This is a genomic window from Exiguobacterium sp. LL15 (assembly GCF_024436095.1).
GTDB classification, from domain to species: domain Bacteria; phylum Bacillota; class Bacilli; order Exiguobacteriales; family Exiguobacteriaceae; genus Exiguobacterium_A; species Exiguobacterium_A indicum.
This window is the reverse complement of record NZ_JANFNX010000003.1, coordinates 48,754-72,154: the sequence shown is the minus strand read 5'-3', so window position 1 is coordinate 72,154 and position 23,401 is coordinate 48,754. Positions and strand designations below refer to the sequence as shown.

Below are 23,401 nucleotides of genomic sequence, written 5' to 3'. Positions count from 1 at the left end.
CATGGATGGCATCTTTTTTTCATCATGTCGTTTGCAGAACATGATGGAGACGTTGTTTCGCTTCATGCGTCAAATGCGATACACGACGGGCATAGAGACACAGTTGTAGGACGTGGACAGTTTCAGGGCGGTAAGCGTTAATGCGCTCGAGCGAGCGTCTGAGACGCTTCTCCGTTAATTCAATCGGTCCACTTGTCTCTGCGTGTTGCGTGTAGACGAGATAAAAATTAAGAGGACTGATTAAATCATCCTCATCGATATTCGGATTCTTGAAGACGATCGTCAGCAATTCTCGTGTTTCTTCTAACGAGAAGAGATGTTTTAAATCATCCAGTAGATAGATGATCGAAGCCTGATTGATCGAGTACTTCTTTCCGCGATGCGGTACGCCGATGATGTCCCGGACTTCACGTTTCGTCCAGTTCTGGATCGTCGTCGCTGACATATGTTCGCCGATCAGGGCATTTGCTAAATGAACGATTTCATTGATGGATAGACCATTTTTTAATGGATCGAATTGCTTCAAGCGATTGATGACCTTCGGCAATTCTGTACCTTCCGTTGCGACGAGGGGTTCGATTCCTTTTCCTTCGTTCAAGCGTTGCAGACAACTTGATAATGTTTGGACTGCTTGAGCATCATACATTTCCAAAACTTCCTCTCTAGGACGTCATTTGACCTTATGTTATCAAATGAAGGTTCAATAGGGCAAATGGCAACTGAAACAACGTACAATAATAGGAAAGAAAGGGGGGAATGACGATGGAATGGATAGCTGCTCTTGGCACGATTGGAATCGTCGGGCTAGTTCTCGTCATCCTGGAAGTCATTGGACACCGTTTCGGCTTTTCTCCCGAGACGGTTCGGAAATGGATTCATATTGCTGTCGGTCACTGGGTATTTCTTGCGCTGCTCTGGCTGGATCACTGGTACGTTGCGATCGTACCGTTGTTATTCTTTGCTGTCGTGAATCTAGTGACACTACGAAGAGGAATCGGTCAGATGCACGATGTCGATCGTCCTTCTTACGGAACGGTCTATTATCCACTCGCTCTAGCGGGACTTGTCCTGTTCTTCTTCGAGCGACAGCCGATGGCGCTTGTTGCGGGAAGCATGGTGCTTGCTTGGGGCGACGGTCTCGCGGCTCTCGTCGGAAAACGCTACGGAAAGACGTTTTACGTCCGTGGTGAGACGAAACGATCCTTTGAAGGAAGTATCGCCCTATTTTTGGCGTCATTCCTCGTGTTGACCGTGACGTTCTTGTTTTATGGACAACCGATTTGGCTCGCTGTCAGTTATGGCTTCTTGCTTGCGAACATCGCAGCCTTGATCGAAGCCATCTCATATCGCGATCTCGACAACTTGATCTTGCCATGGACGATCGCGGCACTCGTCGCGTTTGCTTTTTGACTTTCAGTCGCGTAACAACAATTGTTTGAAATAGAGAAAGCGTAATCGAATATAGTCCGGGTACGCACGCCAACCTGCATGACGGATGGTCATATCCCGACACATATCCTGAAAGACATGGCGATAGATCTTTTCTTCGGAATCGTCGTAAACAGCTGCGAACAAGCCATGCTCGAGCATGTTGGAAAGGCATTCGTCGAGCTTAGCATAGAGGGTCTCCTCGCTGTCTTCGCGCAATGTAGCATGCAGCTTCTCATATTGAATGCTTTGATTGACAGAAGCTGTCGCATGAAAGACGGTGGTTTTGTCGAGATGAGATACGCCAAGGATTAATGCATAGAGTGCTTCCAACATGTCGATCGAATGACCGTCTAATTGTTGGATGGAATCAATGGCCATCAGCGTATCGATTCCAGATGCGCCAACCTTCTTTAAATATGTAAACGCATGGACGGCTGATTCCCCATAAAATTGACGATGATTGTAATGGACGGCAAGGAAACGATGTCCTGCTGGCTCTTCAGGGAACCGTGTGATGGCTGAAAGGAAAAGCTGTTCTGCTTCGTGCATATATCCTTCATCCTCACTGATGATACCGAGGAGTATGTATCCTTGCACATGTTCGCCGAGTTGCTGATGTGTCTCTTCGATCAGCCGGCGCGCTTGAGTGTGTTCGTTCTTGAAATAAAGGGAATGGGCTGTAGCAATGTTGAGCAATGGATGAGATGGGACAAGAACACGTAAGCGCTCGGTTGCGGCAATGCGTACGTTCTCTTCTGTATCGGATGTCAGTGCTTCGAGTAACGCCACTTCAGCGACGTGGCTCTGGAGTTCATGAGAATGGGCGGTTATGGTTTGTGTCATGTAATGAGATCCCCTCTACTAGTTCAAAATCATAAGTCTTCGTTTCTCATCATATGACAAGCCGGGTGGTGCCTCAAGAAGTAATGAAGATATTCGCCTGGGATTCCTTCTTTTCATAAAAAATAGTCGATGGTTCCTCGAAAAGGAATCATCGACTATTTCTACGTTCAAGATCATGCGTGTAAGTGAAGCACATCTTCAACGGATTTGTACGTGTATCCGAGATCGCGTGCGACCGCTTCGTACGTGACGAATCCTTGTGCGACATTCAATCCTTTTTCGAGAGCCTCGTTTTCAGCAAGCGCACGGTGTGTGCCTTTGTTCGCGAGTTCAAGGACATACGGGAGCGTTGCGTTCGTCAATGCAAGTGTAGACGTGCGTGGAACGGCACCCGGCATGTTCGCGACTGCGTAATGAACGACACCGAATTTTTCATATGTTGGGTCATCATGCGTCGAGATACGATCGACCGTTTCGAAGATACCACCTTGGTCGATGGCAACGTCAACGATGACAGCGCCCGGCTTCATGCGTTTGACCATGTCGGCAGTGACGAGTTTCGGTGCTTTTGCACCTGGAATCAAGACAGCACCGATGACGAGATCACTTTCAGCGACAGCTTCAGCAATCGTGTACGGGTTTGAGATCAATGTGTTGATCGAGTTACCGAAGATATCATCCAACTGGCGAAGGCGTTCTGGGCTGACATCGATGATCGTGACATCCGCACCGAGACCAACCGCGAGTTTCGCAGCATTCGTTCCGACGACACCGCCGCCGATGACTGTGACCTTTCCACGACGAACCCCAGGAACACCTGCAAGCAGGATGCCCATACCACCGTGTGGTTTTTCTAAGAACTGTGCACCGATTTGTGATGCCATGCGTCCTGCGACTTCACTCATTGGTGTTAACAATGGAAGGGTGCGGTTCTTTTCAACCGTTTCATAAGCGATTGCTGTGATGTTCGAATCAACAAGCGCACGTGTCAATTCTGGCTCAGCCGCTAGGTGAAGATACGTGAACAATGTTAAATCTGGACGGAAGTATTGGTACTCTGAAGCGATCGGCTCTTTGACTTTCAAAGCAAGTTCGGCTGTTGCCCAGACTTCAGCAGCAGTCGCGATGATTTCAGCACCGGCTTTGACGTACTCTTCGTTCGTGAAGCCACTCCCCATACCTGCCATCGATTCAATGATGACACGATGTCCTTGTGCATGTAACGCTGCTACCCCGGCAGGTGTTAATGCAACACGGTTTTCGTTGTTTTTGATTTCCTTTAATACTCCAATGATCATGTGAACGCGATCCCCTTTCGCAAATAAACAAATCAATTTCTCTTCTTCTTCAGTATACGAGAAATGAAAGCGTTCTACTTTATCGGCGTTTTCAAAAATAACCGATATCCTTTGTGTAAAATCACAAAGGATATCGGTCTGCTTTTAGGTACAAATAAAGTAAGGAGCGTTCAGGTAAAGATTCCATTCGAATGCCCGCTTCCTCCTCGATCCGTCGCATCCGATAAAGGATCGTATTCGGATGAACATGGAGATGGGAAGCGACTTGTTTGACGTTCCCATCATAATGAAGAAACCACTCTAGCGTCTCACATAAGGAGGAGGCATGTTTCAAATCGTAAGCACGCAGACGTTCGATTTCTTCCAAGCGAACCGTCCGCCGTCGCAGACGCTCCGAGAAAATCGGTAAGAGCTGGAATAAGCCGAGGCGTTCGTAACGAGTGACGTTCTTCAGCTCAAATGGAAAGGCGTCCTTTAAACGTAAGACGATGCCAGCTTCTTCATAGCGCTCCGGAATCGCTTGGACGCCCGTGAAGACTTCACTACTTGCTGCGACGAAGTCCGTATAATCGAACCGCTCCGCGAGCAATTGTCGAAATGATTGGATGAAAGCGTCGAACTGCAGACGCTCTTGTTCTGCGTCGCGGTCGTTTGTGCTGATCCACAAGATGAAATCTGTTTCATCATACGCGTAAAGTAACGGACGAACTGTCTGCTGAATCGTCAATAAATAGCGCAGGCGATCCGCAAGTCGTGGTGTGATTGCTTCCGAAAAACGAATGACCGTCAAACGGCTAATACCGGGTGGTGCGACATGGAGCTTAGAGAACATCTTCAGAATCTCCGACTCGGATAATTCTTCATGTAATAACTCGAAGAAAAACTGTTCCGTTTGCTCTTCCTTCCGTTTTTTCTGCATGTCGATCGCCAGTAACTGACGTTGGGCAAGCAATGCTCCTTTCTTTAAATCCGCTAGTTCCGATGGAGTAAAAGGAGTGCTTCGAGCAATCGACCAAATATAGCCGAGAATTTCTGAATCTTGCTTGATTGCAATGGCGACACGATCGTTCAATCCGACATCCGTGCGTGCGGAAATAATGAGTGGATCATCTTGTGTAGCAAGGCTCTGGATGACTTCGTCTTTCCAGAGTTGGTCGATGACCGATTCCGGTACCCGGCGACCAATGATCGTTGCGACACGGGCAGGGTCTGTATCAGCCGTATGCGTACTATACGCAAGAAGGCGGTGATTGCGATCTTCAATCGTAATCGGGGCATTCAAGGCAATACCGATCGCTTCCGCTAAGTCGTCTAAAGAATGATATGAAGCTTCTAACATGGGATTTCCCTTCTTTCTCTTTCGCTCGATAGTTTTAGTATATCTTCTATTGTGTAAAATCACAAAAAGTATTCTTTTGTATTGTAAGAAAACACAACTACATGCTACGGTAAGCCTCGGAAAAGACAGAGAGGATGAAATGGCATGGAAGTATTACGTCTGATATCGGCTTGGGTCTGGGGGATTCCGAGTATGATGTTGTTGGTAGGAACAGGAGTATACTTTACGATCCGCTTACGTGGTCTTCAGTTTCGACGTTTAAAACAAGCGTTTCAATTATCTGTTCAAAAATCAGGGCAAGGTGAAGGTGAAATCAGTAGCTTTCAGATGTTGATGACGTCCCTCGCAGCGACGATCGGAAACGGAAACATCGCAGGGATCGCAGTCGCCTTGACGATGGGCGGACCGGGCGCAGTTTTTTGGATGTGGGTCATCGGTTTAATTGGAATGGCGACGAAATATGCAGAAAGCCTCCTTGCCATTCTCTTTAGAAGTCGAAACGAACGCGGCGAAGCCGTCAGTGGACCGATGTATTATATCGAGAAGGGACTAGGACCTAAATTTAAACTACTCGCCATCCTGTTTGCGGTATTTGGTTTGATCGCATCGTTTGGTGTCGGGAACACGGTGCAAGCGAATGCGATGGCAACGGTGCTTGAGCAATCGTTCCGTGTGCCGCTGCTATTGTTCGGCATTCTGCTCGCGATTGCGGTCTATGTATCGATTCGTGGTGGACTTGAACGCGTCAGTGCGATCTCGACGATCTTTGTTCCGATCATGAGCTTACTTTATATCGGTGCCGCTTGTGTCCTTTTAATATTGAAGGCGGATCAGATTCTACCAGCCTTTGGTTTAATCTTTGAGTACGCCTTCCAGCCGCTTGCGCCTGCAGGAGCCTTCACCGGTGTATCGATCATGATGGCGATGCAAGTCGGTGTAGCACGTGGTATTTTCACGAACGAAGCAGGACTTGGGACAGCAGCCTTGATTGCCGGATCTGCGAAAAGTGAGCGTCCGGTCGAACAGGGATTGATTTCGATGACGAGTACCTTCATCGTGACCTTGATCGTTTGTACGATGACGGCACTCGTCCTTCTGACGACAGGCTTTTGGGATCCGTCAGGCGGGCTACATTCAGGTATGACGCATGATGCGAATCTTTCCGGGGCAGCACTGACAGCAACCGCCTTTGCGAGTGTCCTTGGATCATTTGGAGAATGGACTGTCGCCTTCTCCGTCTTCTTCTTCGGTTATTCAACGATCATCGGTTGGTATGTCTATGGAGAGAAGTGCTTGGAGTACTTGAGCGGCACGACACGTTTCAACGAAGGATATCGTGTTTTCTTTGCGCTCGCAGCCTGTTATGGTGCGGTCGCGCAATTAGAACCGTTGTGGCTTGTCGCAGATATCGCGAACGGGCTGATGATGATTCCGAACTTGGTTGGAATGTTGTTCTTGTCGCACTTAGTCATTGAACAAACGAGAGACTATGAACGAGCCGGTCACAAACGAGTGGCTTAACGGAAAAAAGCGGTGATGCCTGATAGGGGCATCACCGCTTTTCTGATGAGACGATTCATCCATTCGTTCGACGACGGCTGTAGATGAGGAGTGTCAGTAAGAAAATCAAACTAAGCGCAACGAGAACGGAGAGTGAAGCGACGTTCCAGCCGATGATCTCGAGTAACACACTGACCGCAACCGTCAAATAGAAGATACCGAGGTACTTTTTGACGAACGGACTTTCGAAATGCGTCAACTGCTTCGCGCCAATCGGTGCTCCGAGCAAGGCGCCGACAATTAGCATGATACCGACGAGGATATCGATATTCGTGCTCGCGACCGTATAGTTGACGAGACCCGATAGGACGATCAGTAACGCAGAAGCAATACTCGTTCCGACTGCACGTTTCAACTCATAGCCAACGATCCCGACGAGTAACGGTGTGATGATGAATCCACCGCTGACACCGAGAAGCGAAGAGATGAATCCAGCGAACAGACCAGTGAAGGCAAGAGCAAGATATCGATTTTTCCAACCCGTCTGTTCACCGGTCGTCGCTTTCGGACGTAAGAACTTATTCGCGAAGTAGAGTAAGAGTCCGATATAAACGATCGAGATGACGAGATGGGCACCGTTGACTTCCTCTAAACGAAGGACGAGTGGTGTCGCGATCGTCGAACCGATGATTCCAACGCCCCCGACGACAAGACTATCGCGCCAGACGACATTTTTAAGGCGTAAGTGAGAGATCGTACCTGAAACCGTTGATCCGAGAGTCAACATGAGACTGGTCGCGATCGCAACGCTTGGAGCATATCCTAAAATGAGTAGTAGAGGCGTCAAGATGATACCGCCACCGATTCCAAAAAAGCCGGAGATGATTCCAATGAAAAATCCGAGGATTAAGAAATAATAAAAAGCGAGATCCATGTACAGTCTTCCTTTCTTTTTCTTCTCTATTCTTCACTTAGTATGGCAATGAACGAGAAGAATGTAAAAGGGGACGGCTCCTTCAAGGGGGTTGAAGGAGCCGTTAAGGGGAACTTATTCTTTTGACGCGGCGACTTCTACAGCAGCATCGATACCGGTATTGGCCTTGACTATGATACGTTCGAAGTTACCGGCAACTTCGTTCGATTTCGTCAACAGTGTCCCGACGATGGCTCCGAGGAAGCCAAGTGGGATAGAGACGATTCCTGGATTCGTCAGCGGGAAGAGGGCTTCCCCGACGAACAAGGCTGAACCGTCGACTGCCCAAAGGTTTGGACTGAGTGCGACGAGAATCAGTGAAGAGAATAACCCGACGACCATACCTGTGACAGCTCCGCCAGTATTGAAACGGCGCCAGAAGATCGTCAAGAGAATGACTGGCAAGTTGGCACTTGCCGCGACAGCAAAGGCAAGCGAAACGAGGAACGCGACGTTCATCGTTTGTGCGAACAATGCCAGTACCATCGAAATCAAGGCGACGGCGATGGAAGCGAGTCGTGCTGCCGTCATCTGTTCTTTTTCCGTTGCTTGTCCTTTGCGAAGAATATGACTGTAGAAGTCATGGGCAAAGGCGGATGCTGCGGATAAGACGAGTCCCGCAACAACGGCGAGGATCGTCGCAAAGGCGACTGCAGCGACGAACGCAAAGAGTAAATCACCACCGAGCGCCTGGGCGAGAAGTGGTGCCGCCATGTTACCAGCAGCATTGGCAGCAATGATATCTTCAGAACCGACGAAAGCAGCGGCACCAAAGCCGAGGAAGATCGTCAAGATATAAAAGGCACCGATGATCCACGTCGCATATACGACGGATTTACGAGCAGTCGGAGCATCCTTAACAGTAAAGAAACGAATCAAGATATGTGGTAATCCAGCCGTTCCGAGAACGAGTGCGAGATTCAATGAAATCGTATCGAGCGGTAATTTGAACTTGTTTCCGGGATTCAAGAATGAATCACCGAGCGGTGTCGCTTGTTTGACTTCTGCAAACATCTTGAAGATCGAAAAATCGAACTTGGCGAATACCATGAAAGAAATGACAGCTGTTCCTGCCATCAAGAGGATCGCTTTGATGATTTGGACCCATGAGGTCGCTGTCATACCACCGAAGACAACGTAGACTGTCATCAAGATACCGACGATGATGACACTCGTCGTGTAAGGAATTCCTAATAACAGTTCAATCAAGGCACCCGCACCAACGAGTTGCGCAATCATATAGAAAATCGAGATCGCGATTGAGTTCATGGCAGCGACTCCTCGAACTTTTGAAGCATTGAAACGAGCGGCAATCATATCCGCCATCGTGTACTTCCCAAGGTTCCGAAGTGGTTCGGCAACGAGGTACAAGACAACCAGATAGGCAACGAGGAAGCCGATTGAGTAGAAGAATCCGTCGAATCCGGCTAAAGCGATCATCCCAGCAATTCCGAGGAACGAGGCAGCGGACATATAGTCGCCGGCAATCGCCATCCCGTTTTGTGCACCAGTGAGTCCGCCATCCGCTGTATAAAAGTCGTTAGCAGTTTTTGTTTTACGAGCAGCAAAGTATGTAATGACGAGCGTCAAACCGACGATCGCCGCAAATAAAGCAACGGCAGTATAATTCATTTCGACTCCTCCTTGATTTGTTCGACGAGTCGATCAAAGGCACGTGCTTTTTTGCTATACATCATGCAGAACGTCCACGTCATGATGAACTGAGCAAAAGCGAAGATCCAAGCACCCGTAATATCACCGAATACCGGCTGATTTAAAATCGTAAAGTAGCTTGTCAAAATCGGAAGCGTAAAATAAAAAATAAGACAGAAACTGATGGCTGGAAGAATGAAGCCATTCTTTTGACGCATCAATTGTTGAAAGGTAGCACTCTCGACGATTGCTGGAGCGGATTGAGTCGCTTCATTTTTTTGAACTTCGGACACTTGATGCATGAGGCCGCCTCCTTTAAGGAATGAATGTAAATTCATTATAAGGATGTCGTTTCTGGAAAAGCTATCCTAATTTTTATGAGGAAAAGCTCATTATTATATTAATATTGGTCATACCAATTTAATGTAAGCGTTTTCAATATTGAACATTGTTTGAACGTTATTTTTATATATTAATTACATTATAAAATGATTCAAAAGACCTAGTCTCCGAAAAATGAGAACAGCTTAAAAAGCCTGTCTATGGAATCATAGACAGGCTTGAGTCATTTTTCAGATGGACGTTCGATTTTATCTTCGATTTCCCGTAAATGATCCGCACGTTTTGAGAGCGCACGACGCTTCAACCATTCTTCCGTCCCGCGACTGACTCCCCAGATGGCGAGTAAAATCAAAAATAGAAGGACAAGACGCATCGGACGTTCAAGGAACGTGGACCATTCCTTTCCGATCAGCGAGAAGATGATGACGACGATCAGACGACCGGCACCAGCAGCAATCAAATACGTCCGCAGCGATAGTTGAATCATGGCGGAAATGGACGTGATGATGAACGCAGGCATGAACGGAAGCGAGAAAAAGAATCCGAGTGAGATGGGACTCATGTGACGAACACGTTCGATCCACTGCTGCGCGGCATGGTGTTTTTCAAGCCAACGCGTGACCGGACGACGAAATAGATATCGAATACAAGCGAAGACGACGAGTGATCCAAGCATGCTCCCGACCCATGATACGAGAACACCCATACCAAAACCATAAGTTGCCGCATTCGCGGAAATGATCAGGACGAGTGGCAGGAAAGGAAATAGAGACTCAAGAAACGGGGCAATCAAACCGGTGGCAGCTCCTCCAGGTAAGTCTTGGAGAAAGAAAATCATCTGCTCGATCCAGTCACGAAGTGTATGGAGCATTCGGAATCCTCCTTGCGAGATGTACTACTGTGTTTTATTTTACCTCTTTCTGATTGAGAAAGGGAATGAAATTCCTTGAAAGGGATTCAGGAATTGTAGATTGTACATTCGAAAGGGAGTTGGTATTATACTTAAATGGGTGCGTTTTGCAGGCGTTCCCAGCTAGTCAATAGCTAGACGCTTCGTTTGCCAACGTTCGTTTTACTGCAAAAAACTGACATGGGGGCTAATGAGGAATATGAAACCTTATCGCGTACTATTATTTTATAAGTATGTTCCGATTGAAAATGCGGAACAGCTAACGAAAGAGCATCTTGCTTACTGTAAAGAGCTCGGTATCAAAGGTCGGATTTTGATCGCACCAGAAGGAATCAACGGCACACTCTCTGGAACGGTCGAACAAACGGAACAATACATGAAGGACTTGACGGCGGATCCACGATTCGCTGACATCGAATTCAAAATCGATGAAGTCGAAGAGCACGCCTTCAAAAAGACGTTCGTCCGTTACAAAAAAGAACTCGTCACATGGCGTTTTGAGGATGAATTCAACGTACCAGAAGAACACGCTGCGTATCTTGAACCAGCAGAGTGGAAAGAAATGATGAAACAAGATGACGTCGTCATTCTCGATGTACGCAACAACTATGAATACGACCTCGGACACTTCAAGAATGCTGTAAAAGTGGATGTCGATGCTTCACGGGAATTCCCGGAGTGGCTTGACGAGAACGAGCATTTGTTTGAAGGGAAAAAGGTTCTCACATACTGTACAGGTGGCGTTCGTTGTGAAAAATTCACGGCGTACTTCCGTAAACGGCAACAGAGTGATGATATCTTCCATCTTAAAGGCGGAGTCGTCATGTACGGAAAAGATGAACAGACGCAAGGAGAAGACTGGGAAGGCGAACTATACGTCTTTGATGAACGTGTACAAGTTCCTGTCAATGCCGTCAATCCTTCTGTCGTCTCAGAATGTTACTACTGTGGAAAACCGGAGACGCGCTACGTTAATTGTGCAAACCCGGAATGTAATCGACAGCACTTCTGCTGTGAAGAATGCGAACCAAAAGTCATGCGTTCGTGTTCCGATGAATGCCGGGAGCATCCGCGCAACCGTTATGAAAAAGAGCAACAAGAAGAATTAGTATAAGGCACGCGTAAAAAGCCGGAGGATTTCTTTAGTAGAAATCGCCCGGCTTTTTGTGTATTCAAGAAGAAGGAAACAAGTAACGCAAAACATCGGGTAAACGTTTCGCCCAGGCCGTTTCATGATGAATCGCTTCCGGGATGATCGTATAGCGACTTTGAGCGAGTTTTTGTTCGACCGCCCGTGCTAATACATCATTTGTGTGTAAATAATCCGTTTCGGTCATCGGACCACTCACTTCTTTTGTGCCGACATCCATATAACAGCGATGAGTGGCAGACAGAGACGGACTACGCTCGATGAATTCAAGGAGTGAGGAGAAGTTTGCCCATCCGGCAGTCGACAGGGCAGCGACGCGCGTGATGACTTCCGGATACGCGAATAATCCATAGAGCGAGATGACGCCACCCATCGAGCTGCCGATCATCGTCGTATCATCAGGACGTGTCGCGTAGTTGGCATCAATGTATGGTTTTAACTCGCGGATGATCCAGTCCATGTAGACCTTACCCTTTCCACCGATCGACGACCGATGTGAAGGATAGGCAGTCCGCATCAATAAAGCTTCATCACTCCAAGGAGCGTAGTCATCGTAACGATCCATTCCGTCTTCTGGACTGTCGATCGCAACGACCATTGCCGGAATCTGTGTCTGTTGTAGCGCAAGATGAATCTCCCAGCCTTTTCCGAACGAGGCGGTTTCTCCACTGAAGACGTTTTGTCCATCGTGCATATAAATCACTGGTAACGCTTCAGAAGGATCCAAATGGGGCGGACGATGAATCCGAATCGTCCGGTGAGTTTGTGATGTCGGTAGCGTCATTTCAATTTCCGTAATCGACAATAGAGTCACGACCTTTCAAAGGTTTGCATAATGCGCGGTACAATTGCGTCCATTGTGTTTTCCGCCGACATAGAGTGCATGGTCGGCTTGACGTAACGATTCTTCGAACGTCCGTTGATATCTTTCCTCCACTGTATCAATTCCGAGGCTGACGGTTAAGGACAGTCGGTGACCATCGACGAGGAAGGGACGATCCATGACCGCATGGCGGACTGTCTCGGCAATCTGGATAGCAGCCTCTTGACTACCATTTCGCAACAGAAGTACGAATTCCTCCCCACCATAACGAGCAGCAAAGACATCATCATATTGCAATTGGATCGCCTGGATACGTCGACCGAGTTCACGAAGGACGAGATCGCCCACTTTATGACCGTACGTATCATTGACACGTTTGAAATGATCGATATCGAACAGGATCACGGAGAGCGGGTAGGAGTCAGCCGCAAATTCCTGCCGACCGTGTTCATAAAAAGCACGGCTATTCGGTAATTCGGTCAAGGCATCGGTCCGACTTTCCGTATAGAGTTGGACCGTTTCACGTGAGCGTTCTAAGACGCGACAAAAGATACGGAGCAAACGAGATAATTCGTCGGCATTTGTCGCATCATAGGCGTCTGCGACTTGATGGAATAGGATGATCGAAACATCGACCTCTCCGCTCGTAATCGAAGGAATCGCTAGCATCGAGTGACGATCGACAGGCAATCCGATCTGAATATCGTTTCCCCAGTCACAACGAAGACCATAGATGATTGGGGTATGCAAATCGTCGGCTGACAAGGAATGAAACAGTGGTAACACGTCGATCGGTTGTTTCGTCCGGATGTTATAGATGACTTGTTTCCGCTGTTGTTGAATCGAGATCCAACCTTCAGAAAACGGCAATAGATGCGGTAAATCGAGGAGCAACGAATCGATCGTCTCGCGCTCGAAGCGGGAAATCAACAAGTGTTCCTTCGCATCATCAAATCGCTTAGCATTATCGTTTGCTTCAAGGGAGTCACCACGCTCTTGCAACAGACGTTTGAACAAAAAGAGAATCAAGACGGAAACTGTAGCCGCGACGAGCGGACTTTCATCGTAGAACCAGATTCCAAGTAGAGCACTTAACATGCTAATCCCGTAGACGAGGGACTGAAGCTTTACGAGACGTTGCCAGTCGTATTTCAAGTAGAGGAAGCGATTGACGAATAGACATTGGAAGTAAGAGACAAGGAAGACGGTGATCAAAAAGCCGATGAAAGGGAGTAAGGCTTTCGTATACGTAAAGTTTGAGCCGATTGGTCCGCCGAGCGCATAATACGCAAAGGCCGGAAGCGAGATGTAGACTAAATCGAACAAGGCGTTGATCGGGTAGAGATAAACGAAACGTTTCCAACGAATCGCTTTTCGGTGAGACATGAATTGAAAGACGAGAATACCGACTTGGCTTAAAATCAAGGCGTACGTTAAACCATAATTGAGGAATAAAAATAAGATGATGCCTTCTTGGAATGTATAGTAAATGCCACCACGACGGACATTATCGAACTGAAACAGGAGAACGAGTCCGAATAAATAAAGAGTGTTGATGATGGAGACAGAAGGATGGAAGGTTGGTGGATGAACGATGCCGATCACTAATAATGTCAAGGCGACGAGACCGAAGACGATCCAGCTCGTCCGGGCTACATGTTGGTAGTAGCGCATGAAACATCCCTCCCCCTGAGAAGTATCTTTTATTCCTATACCCGAATTGTGGAAATTTTGATAAGCCATTTACCAAAAAAATAAGGTTGAGAGAAAAGAAAGAATTGCGTATAATGTGAAAGATATCGAATACAGTCGATGATGAAGAGAGTAACGGTTGATATTCGTCAACTAGCGAATCAGGGAATGGTGGAAGCCTGAGGACGAACCGGTCGTGAAACGCACTTCTGAGACGCTGCCCGATTCCTGATGGAAAAGGCGTAGCCGGGGGAACCCCGTTATCCCCGAACAAGGTGGGTGTCGAGTGACACCAAGAAGAGTGGTACCGCGGTCATTCCGTCTCTTTGCGCGTGGCGCAAGGGGCGTTTTTTATTGCCAAAAAATCAGTGAAGCAGGAGGAAATAAAGATGAGTTATAAAGCGCAGTATGCAGAAGTATTACATCACGTCATGGAAGGTGCCTTATCGGTTGAACAAATCGAACAACTGATCGAGCAACCGAAACATGAAGATCATGGAGATCTGGCATTCCCATGTTTCATGCTCGCTAAAGCATTCCGTAAAGCACCGAACATGATTGCTTCGGAGCTCGCAGAAAAAATTGACGCGCCGTTGTTCTCGAACGTTCAAGCTGTTGGTCCTTACATCAACGTCTTCTTGAACCGGGAAGTCGTCTCGCAAGAAATCGTCAACCAAGTCCTGACGGAGCAAGAGGCGTTCGGATCAAGTGAAGCGAATGGAAAAACGATCGTCACTGATTTTTCATCACCAAACATCGCGAAACCCTTCTCGATGGGGCACTTGCGTTCGACGGTCATCGGGAACGCGCTCAACCAAATCTCACGTAAAAAAGGGTACGACGTCGTCGGTGTCAACCACTTAGGGGACTGGGGAACACAGTTCGGGAAATTGATGGTGGCTTACACGATGTGGGGTGAGGAAGAAGCGGTCCGTGCAGAACCAATCAAGGAATTGTTGAAATTATACGTCCGGTTCCACGAAGAAGCGGAAACAAATCCGGCACTTGAGGATGAAGGACGTCTCTGGTTCAAAAAACTCGAACAAGGTGATGAGCAGGCAACGACGCTTTGGACGTGGTTCCGTGAAGTCTCACTCGTCGAGTTTAACCGTGTCTATGAGATGCTCGGTGTTAAATTCGATAGCTTGAACGGAGAAGCCTTCTACAACGATAAGATGCAACACGTCATCGATTTGCTTGAAGAAAAAGATCTCCTCGTCGAATCAGAAGGGGCAATGGTCGTCGACCTCGAAGCAGAAGGTATGCCACCTGCTTTGATTAAAAAGAAAGATGGCGCAACGCTTTATGCGACACGTGACTTAGCAGCTGCTGTCTATCGTCTCGAAACGTACCGCTTTGAGCAAGCGTTCTACGTCGTCGGTGGGGAACAAGCGCTTCACTTCAAGCAATTGTTCGCAGTCTTGAAGAAACTTGGATTTGAGAACGTCGACGGAATGCACCATGTGCCGTTCGGTCTGATCATGAAGGACGGAAAGAAAATGTCGACGCGTAAAGGTCGGATCGTCTTACTTGAAGAAGTACTACAAGAAGCGATCGACGTTGCGAAGCAAAACATCGCGGAAAAAAATCCGAACTTAGCGAATGCCGAAGCCACGGCTCGTCAAGTCGGTGTCGGCGCCGTCATCTTCCACGACTTGAAGAACGAACGGATGAACAACATCGAGTTCGATCTTGAGCAGATGTTGAAATTCGAAGGCGAAACAGGACCGTATGTCCAGTACACGAATGCCCGTGCGCACTCGTTGCTCCGTAAAGGTGGCTATGATGGCACACCATTCGCTGGTAGTGCCGATGATCATGCATGGGGTGTCGTCTCGATGCTAAACCAATTCTCGACGGTCATCGATCGCGCGTTCACACGTCGCGAGCCATCAATCATCAGCCGCTACGTCTTAGATCTTGCACAAAGCTTCAATAAATACTACGGACACGTCCGTGTTCTCGAAGATGACGCAGCAAAACAATCGCGTCTTGCACTCGTCAAGTCGGTCACGATCGTCTTGACAGAGGGTCTTCGTTTACTCGGTGTCGGCGCTCCAGAAGAAATGTAAGACCAATCCACGAATAAGAAGAGGTAGATTATGAAGACTGAGACGAAAGAACGATTACAGCAAGCTGCTTCACAGATGAAGCAGGAGCCTTTGGCAGAAACGGTCGCCTTTATGGCTGATTTTCACGGGAAAGTCGCTGCTTGGTTACCGGGAGAGTCTGTCGATTTCGTTCACGATTTCGTGACGGCGCCGGAAGCCGATTTGATTGCTCCGATTGAAGGAGACGCATTACGGACGAAAGATAATTTTGAATTCTTCATGCGTAAGAAACAGACACGAAAAAAACTGGGTGAACTGTTGACGCTTTGGAAGTCGGCACGTACGACAGAGACGTTGAGTCAAATCGATGCGATCGGATTGAAAAAATGGCTCGCTCGTAATGAATTCCGTTCGGAAGACAAACCATGGGATTATTTGAACCGTCTGCATGTTCTCCTGTTCCTTGATTTGATGACGACGATCATCGATGATCATCGATTGACGAGTCTGCATGAGCAACTTGTCGGTACGACACCAGTCCCGACGAGCTTCGTACGTCGTCAAGGGGATGTCCGTCAAGTCATCGAAACATTCGCGGAAGAGACGAACTTCACACAAGTGGATGTCGTCAAGGCATCGCTTGTCCGTTATCTCTGATCAATAAGATGCATGAACAAAAGCCGTCGAGCCCTGTGCCCGACGGCTTTTGTCGTATCCTCTTACTTCGCCTGATAGAATACGATCGTTTGTTGCTCTGAATCGTAAAGACACCATTCTCGTTCGAAGACGACGGGACCCAGATTGACGGCATATCGTTTTCCTTTGATGGATAAAGTTTGACCTAGTGGGCTCGATTTGGCGATACCATTTCGAAACAAACCTCTGATATGACTATGACCAAAAAAGAGTAACGGTTCGCGTTGTTGTGACAGGTCGGGTAGAAAATCCCGCGACCAACTGAGTTGATCTCCATGAATCAATAACGCCCCCTCGATCCGTTGTTTTCGAGGGCAATCGCGTAATGCATCGATGACAGGAGACAGATGTGGTGGAACGAGAGACAGGATGCGCTCTTCTTGATTACCCAGTAACGTCTTAAAATCAATCAGCTCTATAAAATCATCATCGAGCGTCACGACGAGGGAGAGCGATTCGAAAGAATAGCGCTTCGCTCGCTTTTTACCGACATGGCATTCATGAACATCACCGAGACAAAACAAATGCGCATCGGGAGCGATCCGCCGTATGTCAGCTAGGACAGCCGCTGTGTCGGCTACTGAACTGTGAAGATCCGCAAAAAGGGCATAACGCATGATCGACCACTCCTTTGTTAAGGAGATACCCGAAAATGCGTCATGCCCATCTTTTTTCAATTAAGTCGTGCCTATCTTATTCTGTTTCGACTGTGACGCCACGTTCTGCGAAGACGACTTTTGCGACTTCGAGTGCGTTCAAGACACGTGGGAATCCAGTGTAAGGAACAAGATGCATGATAGCTTCAACGATTTCGTTGCCTGTTAAACCAGCTGTCAATCCAGTATTGATGTGGAGAGCGAGCTGTGGTTCTGTACCTTGTGTGACGAGAGAAGCAATCGTCACGATTGCGCGGTCACGGTTGACGAGACCATCGCGGCTGTAAACTTCACCGTATGCGAAATCCGTAATCCACTCACCGACTGCTGGAGCGATATCTTTCAGGGATTCAGAGATTTTGTCATGCGTCGATTGTGCAGCGTTTGCGTCTGTGAATTCGCTGAGTTTTTTAACGCCTGTTTCGTGACGTGATTCAAAATGAGTTGCCATGGTAAAGGACTTCCTTTCTTTTTTAACGATGTTCTCATCGTAAAGGAAGAATTCCCATTCTACAAATACATGGTTTTTATGAAAGGTATGCTTATTTGGAATACATATCGCTGACGAATTGAATCCATTTCCGCGTCACGTACGATTGGTAGCGACCGGTCGGGACGGCGATTCCTAAGTGCCACGGGACTCGTGTTTCAAGTGGGATCGTTTTGACGCCACGAATCGAAAAGCGATCCGCGATCGAACGCGGCAGGACGGTCACGGTATTTCCTTCTGCGACAAGTAAACATAAGAAGTCCCACTGCGAGCTCACCCGAGACACGTTAGGCGTAAATCCGGCATCTTGGCAGGCGTTCAAGACAACATCGTGGAGCGAGAACGTTTCGTTGAACAAGACGAACGGCATGTCGGAAACTTCTTCTAACGCAATCATCGACCGATCAGCGAGTGGATGATCACTCGGTAAGAATAAATGGAGTTCTTCTTCAATGAAAGGGTGTGTCGTTAAATGCTCATCCGAAGGCAGCACCGTTGCGATCAAATCGACTTCACCGGCGACGACCGCTTTTTCTAACGCATGTCCACCGGCTTCGATTAATTCGATTTGAATCATCGGATACATCTCTTCGAAGCGACGCAGTAGACCTGGGAAAAACAGCGAACCAATTAGTGGGGGTACGCCGAGACGAATCGTTCCCTTCGTCAGATGCATGACATCATAGAGATGAGAAGGCAGATCAGATAACTGTCGCAGAATCTTTTCACCTTCAATCAATAAGGTCTCGCCGGCATCCGTCAGGACGATTTGTCGTTTGCTCCGGTCGAACAATTCCATCTCAAGTTCTTCTTCTAAGTGACGGACCATTTTACTAAGCGTCGGTTGCGTGACGTGGAGATGTTCAGCGGCACGAGTGAAGCTTTTGAAGCGTGCCACTTCCGTAAAGTATTCCAGTTGGCGGAAATCCATCAGTATTCTCCTATTCTTTTGAGTTATAGATGTCATAACAAGTATTCATTTTTATTATTCTTTCAATCAGCGTACAGTAAAGAGACCGAACACGTAAAGATAAAGAAAGAAGGAATCCATCATGATGAAACAACTCGAAGGAAAAGTCGCGTTAATTACAGGAGCAGCAAGCGGAATCGGTCTTGAGATCGCTGAAGAATTCGCTCAAGAAGGTGCGAAGGTCGTCATCGTCGATCTTCAGGAAGAAGCTGCAAAACGCTCTGCTGAAACGCTTCGTGAAAAAGGCTTCGATGCGTTTGCTGTCGCAGGTGATGTGACAAGTGAAGAGGCAATCAAATCAAGTATCGATCAGACGGTCGCACATTACGGAACGATTGATATCGTCATCAACAACGCGGGAATGCAACACGTCTCACCAATCGAAGAGTTCTCGACTGAGAAATTCGACTTGCTTCAAAGCATCATGCTTCGTGCACCATTCCTCTATACGAAATATGTCTTCCCGATCATGAAAAAACAAGGCTCTGGACGGATCTTGAACATGTCATCGATCAACGGATTGATTGGTTTTGCAGGGAAAGCTGCTTATAACAGTGCGAAACACGGCGTCATCGGTTTAACGAAAGTCGCAGCATTAGAAGGGGCAACTTCGGGTATCACGGTCAACGCGATTTGCCCAGGATATGTCGATACACCACTCGTCCAAAACCAATTGTCTTCGCTCGCTGAAACACGGAATGTACCGCTCGAACGTGTACTAGAAGAGGTCATCTATCCACTTGTTCCGCAACAACGGTTACTCCAAGTCAAAGAAATCGCGGATTACGCTATTTTCCTTGCAAGTGACAAAGCGGCAGGTGTCACGGGTCAAGCTGTCGTTCTCGATGGTGGTTATACAGCGCAGTAAGCAACGATATAAATGAAGGGAGGTACTTTTTGGATACAATCCAGAAAGCACCTCCCTTTTTTGTTTGATGGACTGAACAAAAACGTTCAGCTAATTTGACGTGAGTGGATTAACGGAAGTTAATGAACTGAACATCGACCGATAACGGAAGTTCACGAACGATTTGCATGACTTGTTGCAAGTCGTCACGTGATTTACCTGTGACACGGATTTGATCATCTTGGATTTGTGTCTTCACTTTTAATTTCGATTCCTTGACGGCATTGTTGATCTTTTTCGCATCGTCACGATCAATTCCGCTCTTAAGGATGACACGTTGGCGAACCGTATTCCCAGCAGCCTGTTCGACTTTTTCGTACTGCAGGTTTTTGGTCGGGACTTCGCGCTTGATCAATTTTGCTGTTAAGACATCTTTGACTTGATCGAGTTTGAAATCGTCATCTGAGATTAGAATCAAATCCTCTTTTTCGAGCTTCATGTCGCTCTTTGAACCTTTGAAGTCGAAGCGGTTCGTGATTTCCTTCAATGCGATCTGGACGGCGTTCTTGACTTCCTCGATGTTGATTTGTGACACGATATCAAATGAATTATCTTTTGCTGCCATGTTAATCTCCCCTTTCATTCCACTCTCTATTTTAGAGAGGAATACCGGAAGCGTCCACTGCTTTGAAATTTTGTTATAATAAAAACCATGAAATGAAAGGGGTGCTTAGCTTTGAAACAAACAGCAGACATGTTGACGCTCACACCGCAAGAACTGGATGAGCGATTTGCCTATAGTGGAAATGATTTAGGAGCGACCTTCTCAGAGACGGCGATTCGCGTGCGCTTATGGGCGCCGACGGCAGAACGTGTCGTGATTCGTCTCTACAAGACACTACGCGCACGAAAAGTCGAAGAGGTCGAGATGATGGCAGGCGAACGGGGAACGTACGTCGTTGAACTCGATCGAGCAGCATATGAAGGTTATTTCTATACGTTTCAAGCGAGCATCAACGGACAAAGAGTCGAGGCGGTCGATCCGTATGCGAAAGCCGTCGGAACGAACGGAAAACGCGGTGCGTTAATTGACCCGACAAGTGTGACACCCGAACGATGGATCGAAGAACGCCCACTGTTCCATTCTTCGCAAGACGCAGTTGTGTATGAATTACATGTACGCGATGCAACGAGTCATCCGGCTAGTGGTGTCGTCGCACGTGGTACGTTCGCTGGGCTGACGGAAGCAGGGACACGGACACCAAATGGCGGATTGACAGGACTTGATTATTTAGCGGATCTTGGTGTGACGCATGTCCAGTTACTGCCGATCTATGATTTTGGCTCAGTCAATGAGACAGCGCCGAACGACCCGGATAACTATAACTGGGGGTATGATCCGGTGAACTACTTTGCGCCGGAAGGTTCGTACTCATCGAATCCAGATGATCCACGAACGCGGATCCTTGAGTTAAAGCAATTAGTACAAGCGTTACATGATCGCGGGATCCGTGTCATCATGGACGTCGTCTTCAATCATACGTATGATGCAGCAACGGTTCCGCTCGGTCAATTCGTTCCTGGCTACTTCTATCGTCAAGAGGCGGATGGTAGCTTGTCAAACGGTAGTTTCTGTGGGAATGATACCGCATCTGAACGTCTGATGATGCGGAAGTTCATTCTCGATTGTGTGACGTACTGGGCGAAAGAGTACCATCTGGATGGTTTCCGATTCGATTTGATGGGACTGCATGATGTCGAGACGATGAATCAGGTACGTCATGCACTTGATCGGATCGATCCATCGATTCTGATCATCGGTGAAGGCTGGGATCTCGATACGCCACTTGATCCGCAAGAAAAAGCGAACTATTTCAACGCACCGAAGATGCCAGGAATCGCTCACTTCAATAACGGTTTACGGGACGGGGTCAAAGGCGACGTCCAAACGCCGGAAGACCGCGGTTTCATCAGTGGGGCATTCGACCGGACGAGTGAAGTCAAACGGGGAATCGCCGGTAACGTCTCTTCACAAGGATTTGCCGATGAGCCAAATCAGGTTGTCTCGTATGTCGAAGCGCACGATGATTTGACGATTTGGGATAAGTTAACGGTGTCTCGCCCTGAGGATACGGAAGAGACTCGTCGGAAACGGCAAATGCTCGCAAATGCCATCATCTTGACGGGGCAAGGCATTCCGTTCCTCCATGCCGGACAAGAGTTCTTCCGGACGAAGGACGGAATTCGTGACAGCTTCAATGCCGGAGAGGTCGTCAATCGTCTCGATTATGAACGGGCGGAAACAGAGCGTCCGGCCGTCGAGTACGTCAAAGGATTGATTGCCCTCCGTCGTCAGTATCCGATGTTTCGTCTCGCAAACGCAGCGATGATCAAGAAGCATCTTCGTTTCCTCGAAGAAGGGGAAGGTGTCATTGCCTTTGAACTGAAACGAACCTATGAAGGATACATCGAACGGCAGCGTGTCTACCATAATGCGACGGAAGAGGATATCACGATTGAATTGCCAAACGGTGAATTCGAGGTGTTGGTGGAGTCGGGTGCCGTTAAGTTGCACGCACCACGACTGCATGAAGAGAAACAGTTGGTCGTCCAAGCATTGACGACGACGGTCATCGCCGAACGAAAAGCGGATTACAAGAAATATGCGGTAGCAGGCGGTGCAGCACTGACGATCATCGGATTGTTGTACGCAGCGAACAAACGTCGTAAGAAAACCGATTAAATCAAAAAGGACGAAGCGCTATAAGGCTTCGTCCTTTTTTGCGTGGATGACAGTCCGATGTCAGCCTGTCATGAAATTGACTTGCCTGAATTCATCGAAACCTTGTTTGAAGCGTCACCTTTCGGGAAAAAACCTCTTAAGTAGTATATGGGATGTTGTTTTTATGAAAGGATGTACGGCGTATGTTTGGTTTCGAGGATTTATGGAAATTCTTTTTGTCGTTCTTTTTATTGTTGCCTATCGTGACATTGATTCATGAGATGGGGCATTACTTTTTTGCCCGATTGTTCGGTGGAAACATGGAGATCAATATCGGTTCTGGAAAATCGTTACTCCGTGTCGGACCGATTCGTTTAAATCGTATCTATTTTTGGGATGGATGGTGTCAATATGAGGCACTACGTCACGAAACGAAGTTTGCTAATATCATGGTCTACGCTGGTGGATCGATCGCGAACTTAGTGAGTATCTTAGTCGTAAATGGTCTTATTTATGCCGGCGTGTTCGAGGCATCGATTTTTACGTACCAATTTGCGTATTTCTCGTTTTATTTCGTCTTTTTCTCCCTCTTCCCGATCGATCATCCGAATGGTTATCCGAGTGACGGAAAAGCAATCATCAATGTCTTCCGTTACGGTAAATCCGACTATCATCCACAATCTTAAACGAAGATTAAAGCCTCCTTCCATCATTGGAAAAGAGGCTTTTTACTCAAGATTCCGATTCGCTAGACGAATCAGATTCCGTTTTCGCTTGTTCTTGCTCGAGTTCGACGAGCTTTTGAATCAAGATATGGCGCGGCATATGCATCAGTTGTTCAAGTGGTACGTTCAGACGTTTTGCGAGTTCGACAGCCGTCTCTGCTGATAATTGTAAAGGTTTCATCGTGTTCGTCCTCCTTTTTCCATGAGGCTAGTATAACAGGAGGTGCAAGTCGAGCGCATCAATAGTAGCGAGAAACTGAGAAGGTTGATACCGTATGAAGTAGGAAGTG

Annotated in this window: 23 protein-coding genes and 1 other annotated feature; of the genes, 8 read left to right on the top strand and 15 right to left on the bottom strand. The window is 47.5% G+C overall.

Annotated features, from left to right (window positions below; translation table 11 throughout):
• Positions 1-22: 22 nt before the first annotated feature.
• Complete coding sequence (locus NOM72_RS13410; RefSeq protein ID WP_023469690.1) at positions 23-646, bottom strand: DUF1836 domain-containing protein; 624 nt, start codon at positions 644-646, stop codon at positions 23-25.
• 116 nt (positions 647-762) lie between these two features.
• Here NOM72_RS13410 and NOM72_RS13405 point away from each other — a divergent pair, with 116 nt between their 5' ends.
• Entirely contained in the window at positions 763-1,410 is a 648-nt protein-coding gene (locus NOM72_RS13405) for a diacylglycerol/polyprenol kinase family protein (RefSeq protein ID WP_255999331.1), read from the top strand.
• Between the two features lie 3 nt (positions 1,411-1,413).
• On the opposite strand, the gene NOM72_RS13400 is transcribed toward NOM72_RS13405, so the two are convergent.
• From NOM72_RS13400 to NOM72_RS13390, 3 genes are all read right to left on the bottom strand, one after another.
• Complete coding sequence (locus NOM72_RS13400; protein ID WP_255999330.1) at positions 1,414-2,274, bottom strand: tetratricopeptide repeat protein; 861 nt, start codon at positions 2,272-2,274, stop codon at positions 1,414-1,416.
• A 173-nt stretch (positions 2,275-2,447) separates the two neighbouring features.
• Complete coding sequence (gene ald, locus NOM72_RS13395) at positions 2,448-3,572, bottom strand: alanine dehydrogenase (protein WP_023469687.1); 1,125 nt, start codon at positions 3,570-3,572, stop codon at positions 2,448-2,450.
• A 121-nt stretch (positions 3,573-3,693) separates the two neighbouring features.
• A complete protein-coding gene (locus NOM72_RS13390) occupies positions 3,694-4,911 on the bottom strand; it encodes a PucR family transcriptional regulator (protein ID WP_023469686.1) in 1,218 nt (405 codons plus the stop codon).
• A 144-nt stretch (positions 4,912-5,055) separates the two neighbouring features.
• Here NOM72_RS13390 and NOM72_RS13385 point away from each other — a divergent pair, with 144 nt between their 5' ends.
• On the top strand, positions 5,056-6,432 hold the full coding sequence (locus tag NOM72_RS13385) for an alanine/glycine:cation symporter family protein (RefSeq protein WP_023469685.1): 1,377 nt from the start codon (positions 5,056-5,058) through the stop codon (positions 6,430-6,432).
• A 55-nt stretch (positions 6,433-6,487) separates the two neighbouring features.
• On the opposite strand, the gene NOM72_RS13380 is transcribed toward NOM72_RS13385, so the two are convergent.
• From NOM72_RS13380 to NOM72_RS13365, 4 genes are all read right to left on the bottom strand, one after another.
• Positions 6,488-7,345: a sulfite exporter TauE/SafE family protein gene (locus NOM72_RS13380; RefSeq protein WP_023469684.1), complete on the bottom strand. Its 858-nt coding sequence runs from the start codon at positions 7,343-7,345 to the stop codon at positions 6,488-6,490.
• Between the two features lie 114 nt (positions 7,346-7,459).
• Positions 7,460-9,016 (bottom strand): solute symporter family protein, encoded by a 1,557-nt coding sequence (locus tag NOM72_RS13375; protein WP_255999329.1) that lies wholly within the window; start codon positions 9,014-9,016, stop codon positions 7,460-7,462.
• The gene (locus NOM72_RS13370; protein WP_023469682.1) at positions 9,013-9,339 is read right to left on the bottom strand and encodes a DUF485 domain-containing protein; all 327 of its coding nucleotides are present in this window, start codon (positions 9,337-9,339) and stop codon (positions 9,013-9,015) included. Before NOM72_RS13370 ends, NOM72_RS13375 begins: the two co-directional genes overlap by 4 nt.
• A 263-nt stretch (positions 9,340-9,602) precedes the next feature.
• Positions 9,603-10,250, bottom strand: coding sequence for a TVP38/TMEM64 family protein (locus NOM72_RS13365; RefSeq protein ID WP_023469681.1), 648 nt, complete (start codon positions 10,248-10,250; stop codon positions 9,603-9,605).
• A gap of 238 nt (positions 10,251-10,488) precedes the next feature.
• Between NOM72_RS13365 and trhO the strand changes: the two genes are divergently transcribed.
• On the top strand, positions 10,489-11,403 hold the full coding sequence (trhO, locus tag NOM72_RS13360) for an oxygen-dependent tRNA uridine(34) hydroxylase TrhO (RefSeq protein WP_023469680.1): 915 nt from the start codon (positions 10,489-10,491) through the stop codon (positions 11,401-11,403).
• Between the two features lie 58 nt (positions 11,404-11,461).
• On the opposite strand, the gene NOM72_RS13355 is transcribed toward trhO, so the two are convergent.
• Positions 11,462-12,244, bottom strand: a complete 783-nt coding sequence (locus NOM72_RS13355) for an alpha/beta hydrolase (protein WP_050678443.1) — start codon at positions 12,242-12,244, stop codon at positions 11,462-11,464.
• Between the two features lie 15 nt (positions 12,245-12,259).
• A complete protein-coding gene (locus NOM72_RS13350; RefSeq protein WP_255999328.1) occupies positions 12,260-13,936 on the bottom strand; it encodes a GGDEF domain-containing protein in 1,677 nt (558 codons plus the stop codon).
• A gap of 129 nt (positions 13,937-14,065) precedes the next feature.
• Positions 14,066-14,283 (top strand) — a binding site (T-box leader).
• 60 nt (positions 14,284-14,343) lie between these two features.
• Here NOM72_RS13350 and argS point away from each other — a divergent pair.
• Complete coding sequence (gene argS, locus NOM72_RS13345; protein WP_023469677.1) at positions 14,344-16,026, top strand: arginine--tRNA ligase; 1,683 nt, start codon at positions 14,344-14,346, stop codon at positions 16,024-16,026.
• 30 nt (positions 16,027-16,056) lie between these two features.
• Positions 16,057-16,662, top strand: a complete 606-nt coding sequence (locus NOM72_RS13340) for a hypothetical protein (protein WP_050678446.1) — start codon at positions 16,057-16,059, stop codon at positions 16,660-16,662.
• Positions 16,663-16,724: 62 nt separating this feature from the next.
• Here NOM72_RS13340 and NOM72_RS13335 read toward each other — a convergent pair whose 3' ends face one another.
• From NOM72_RS13335 to NOM72_RS13325, 3 genes are all read right to left on the bottom strand, one after another.
• A complete protein-coding gene (locus tag NOM72_RS13335) occupies positions 16,725-17,318 on the bottom strand; it encodes a metallophosphoesterase family protein (protein WP_035395612.1) in 594 nt (197 codons plus the stop codon).
• Between the two features lie 76 nt (positions 17,319-17,394).
• On the bottom strand, positions 17,395-17,808 hold the full coding sequence (locus NOM72_RS13330) for a carboxymuconolactone decarboxylase family protein (RefSeq protein ID WP_023469674.1): 414 nt from the start codon (positions 17,806-17,808) through the stop codon (positions 17,395-17,397).
• Between the two features lie 91 nt (positions 17,809-17,899).
• Positions 17,900-18,778 carry a LysR family transcriptional regulator gene (locus NOM72_RS13325; RefSeq protein ID WP_035395614.1) on the bottom strand — a complete coding sequence of 293 codons (879 nt, stop codon included), beginning with the start codon at positions 18,776-18,778 and terminating at the stop codon, positions 17,900-17,902.
• 121 nt (positions 18,779-18,899) lie between these two features.
• Here NOM72_RS13325 and NOM72_RS13320 point away from each other — a divergent pair, with 121 nt between their 5' ends.
• Positions 18,900-19,685: a 3-hydroxybutyrate dehydrogenase gene (locus NOM72_RS13320; RefSeq protein ID WP_023469672.1), complete on the top strand. Its 786-nt coding sequence runs from the start codon at positions 18,900-18,902 to the stop codon at positions 19,683-19,685.
• Between the two features lie 109 nt (positions 19,686-19,794).
• On the opposite strand, the gene NOM72_RS13315 is transcribed toward NOM72_RS13320, so the two are convergent.
• Entirely contained in the window at positions 19,795-20,289 is a 495-nt protein-coding gene (locus tag NOM72_RS13315; RefSeq protein ID WP_023469671.1) for a YajQ family cyclic di-GMP-binding protein, read from the bottom strand.
• Between the two features lie 111 nt (positions 20,290-20,400).
• Between NOM72_RS13315 and pulA the strand changes: the two genes are divergently transcribed.
• Positions 20,401-22,407 carry a type I pullulanase gene (gene pulA / locus NOM72_RS13310; RefSeq protein ID WP_255999327.1) on the top strand — a complete coding sequence of 669 codons (2,007 nt, stop codon included), beginning with the start codon at positions 20,401-20,403 and terminating at the stop codon, positions 22,405-22,407.
• Positions 22,408-22,589: 182 nt separating this feature from the next.
• Complete coding sequence (locus tag NOM72_RS13305) at positions 22,590-23,072, top strand: site-2 protease family protein (protein ID WP_023469669.1); 483 nt, start codon at positions 22,590-22,592, stop codon at positions 23,070-23,072.
• 46 nt (positions 23,073-23,118) lie between these two features.
• On the opposite strand, the gene NOM72_RS13300 is transcribed toward NOM72_RS13305, so the two are convergent.
• On the bottom strand, positions 23,119-23,292 hold the full coding sequence (locus NOM72_RS13300; protein ID WP_023469668.1) for a YycC family protein: 174 nt from the start codon (positions 23,290-23,292) through the stop codon (positions 23,119-23,121).
• Positions 23,293-23,401: the final 109 nt, after the last annotated feature.

Excerpts from the sequence above, each read along its gene's own strand:
- NOM72_RS13410 (WP_023469690.1), bottom strand. The coding sequence starts at position 646 with ATGTATGATGCTCAAGCAGTCCAAACATTATCAAGTTGTCTGCAACGC.
- NOM72_RS13405 (WP_255999331.1), top strand. The coding sequence starts at position 763 with ATGGAATGGATAGCTGCTCTTGGCACGATTGGAATCGTCGGGCTAGTT.
- NOM72_RS13400 (WP_255999330.1), bottom strand. The coding sequence starts at position 2,274 with ATGACACAAACCATAACCGCCCATTCTCATGAACTCCAGAGCCACGTC.
- ald (WP_023469687.1), bottom strand. The coding sequence starts at position 3,572 with ATGATCATTGGAGTATTAAAGGAAATCAAAAACAACGAAAACCGTGTT.
- NOM72_RS13390 (WP_023469686.1), bottom strand. The coding sequence starts at position 4,911 with ATGTTAGAAGCTTCATATCATTCTTTAGACGACTTAGCGGAAGCGATC.
- NOM72_RS13385 (WP_023469685.1), top strand. The coding sequence starts at position 5,056 with ATGGAAGTATTACGTCTGATATCGGCTTGGGTCTGGGGGATTCCGAGT.
- NOM72_RS13380 (WP_023469684.1), bottom strand. The coding sequence starts at position 7,345 with ATGGATCTCGCTTTTTATTATTTCTTAATCCTCGGATTTTTCATTGGA.
- NOM72_RS13375 (WP_255999329.1), bottom strand. The coding sequence starts at position 9,016 with ATGAATTATACTGCCGTTGCTTTATTTGCGGCGATCGTCGGTTTGACG.
- NOM72_RS13370 (WP_023469682.1), bottom strand. The coding sequence starts at position 9,339 with ATGCATCAAGTGTCCGAAGTTCAAAAAAATGAAGCGACTCAATCCGCT.
- NOM72_RS13365 (WP_023469681.1), bottom strand. The coding sequence starts at position 10,250 with ATGCTCCATACACTTCGTGACTGGATCGAGCAGATGATTTTCTTTCTC.
- trhO (WP_023469680.1), top strand. The coding sequence starts at position 10,489 with ATGAAACCTTATCGCGTACTATTATTTTATAAGTATGTTCCGATTGAA.
- NOM72_RS13350 (WP_255999328.1), bottom strand. The coding sequence starts at position 13,936 with ATGCGCTACTACCAACATGTAGCCCGGACGAGCTGGATCGTCTTCGGT.
- argS (WP_023469677.1), top strand. The coding sequence starts at position 14,344 with ATGAGTTATAAAGCGCAGTATGCAGAAGTATTACATCACGTCATGGAA.
- NOM72_RS13340 (WP_050678446.1), top strand. The coding sequence starts at position 16,057 with ATGAAGACTGAGACGAAAGAACGATTACAGCAAGCTGCTTCACAGATG.
- NOM72_RS13335 (WP_035395612.1), bottom strand. The coding sequence starts at position 17,318 with ATGCGTTATGCCCTTTTTGCGGATCTTCACAGTTCAGTAGCCGACACA.
- NOM72_RS13330 (WP_023469674.1), bottom strand. The coding sequence starts at position 17,808 with ATGGCAACTCATTTTGAATCACGTCACGAAACAGGCGTTAAAAAACTC.
- NOM72_RS13325 (WP_035395614.1), bottom strand. The coding sequence starts at position 18,778 with ATGGATTTCCGCCAACTGGAATACTTTACGGAAGTGGCACGCTTCAAA.
- NOM72_RS13320 (WP_023469672.1), top strand. The coding sequence starts at position 18,900 with ATGATGAAACAACTCGAAGGAAAAGTCGCGTTAATTACAGGAGCAGCA.
- NOM72_RS13315 (WP_023469671.1), bottom strand. The coding sequence starts at position 20,289 with ATGGCAGCAAAAGATAATTCATTTGATATCGTGTCACAAATCAACATC.
- NOM72_RS13305 (WP_023469669.1), top strand. The coding sequence starts at position 22,590 with ATGTTTGGTTTCGAGGATTTATGGAAATTCTTTTTGTCGTTCTTTTTA.
- NOM72_RS13300 (WP_023469668.1), bottom strand. The coding sequence starts at position 23,292 with ATGAAACCTTTACAATTATCAGCAGAGACGGCTGTCGAACTCGCAAAA.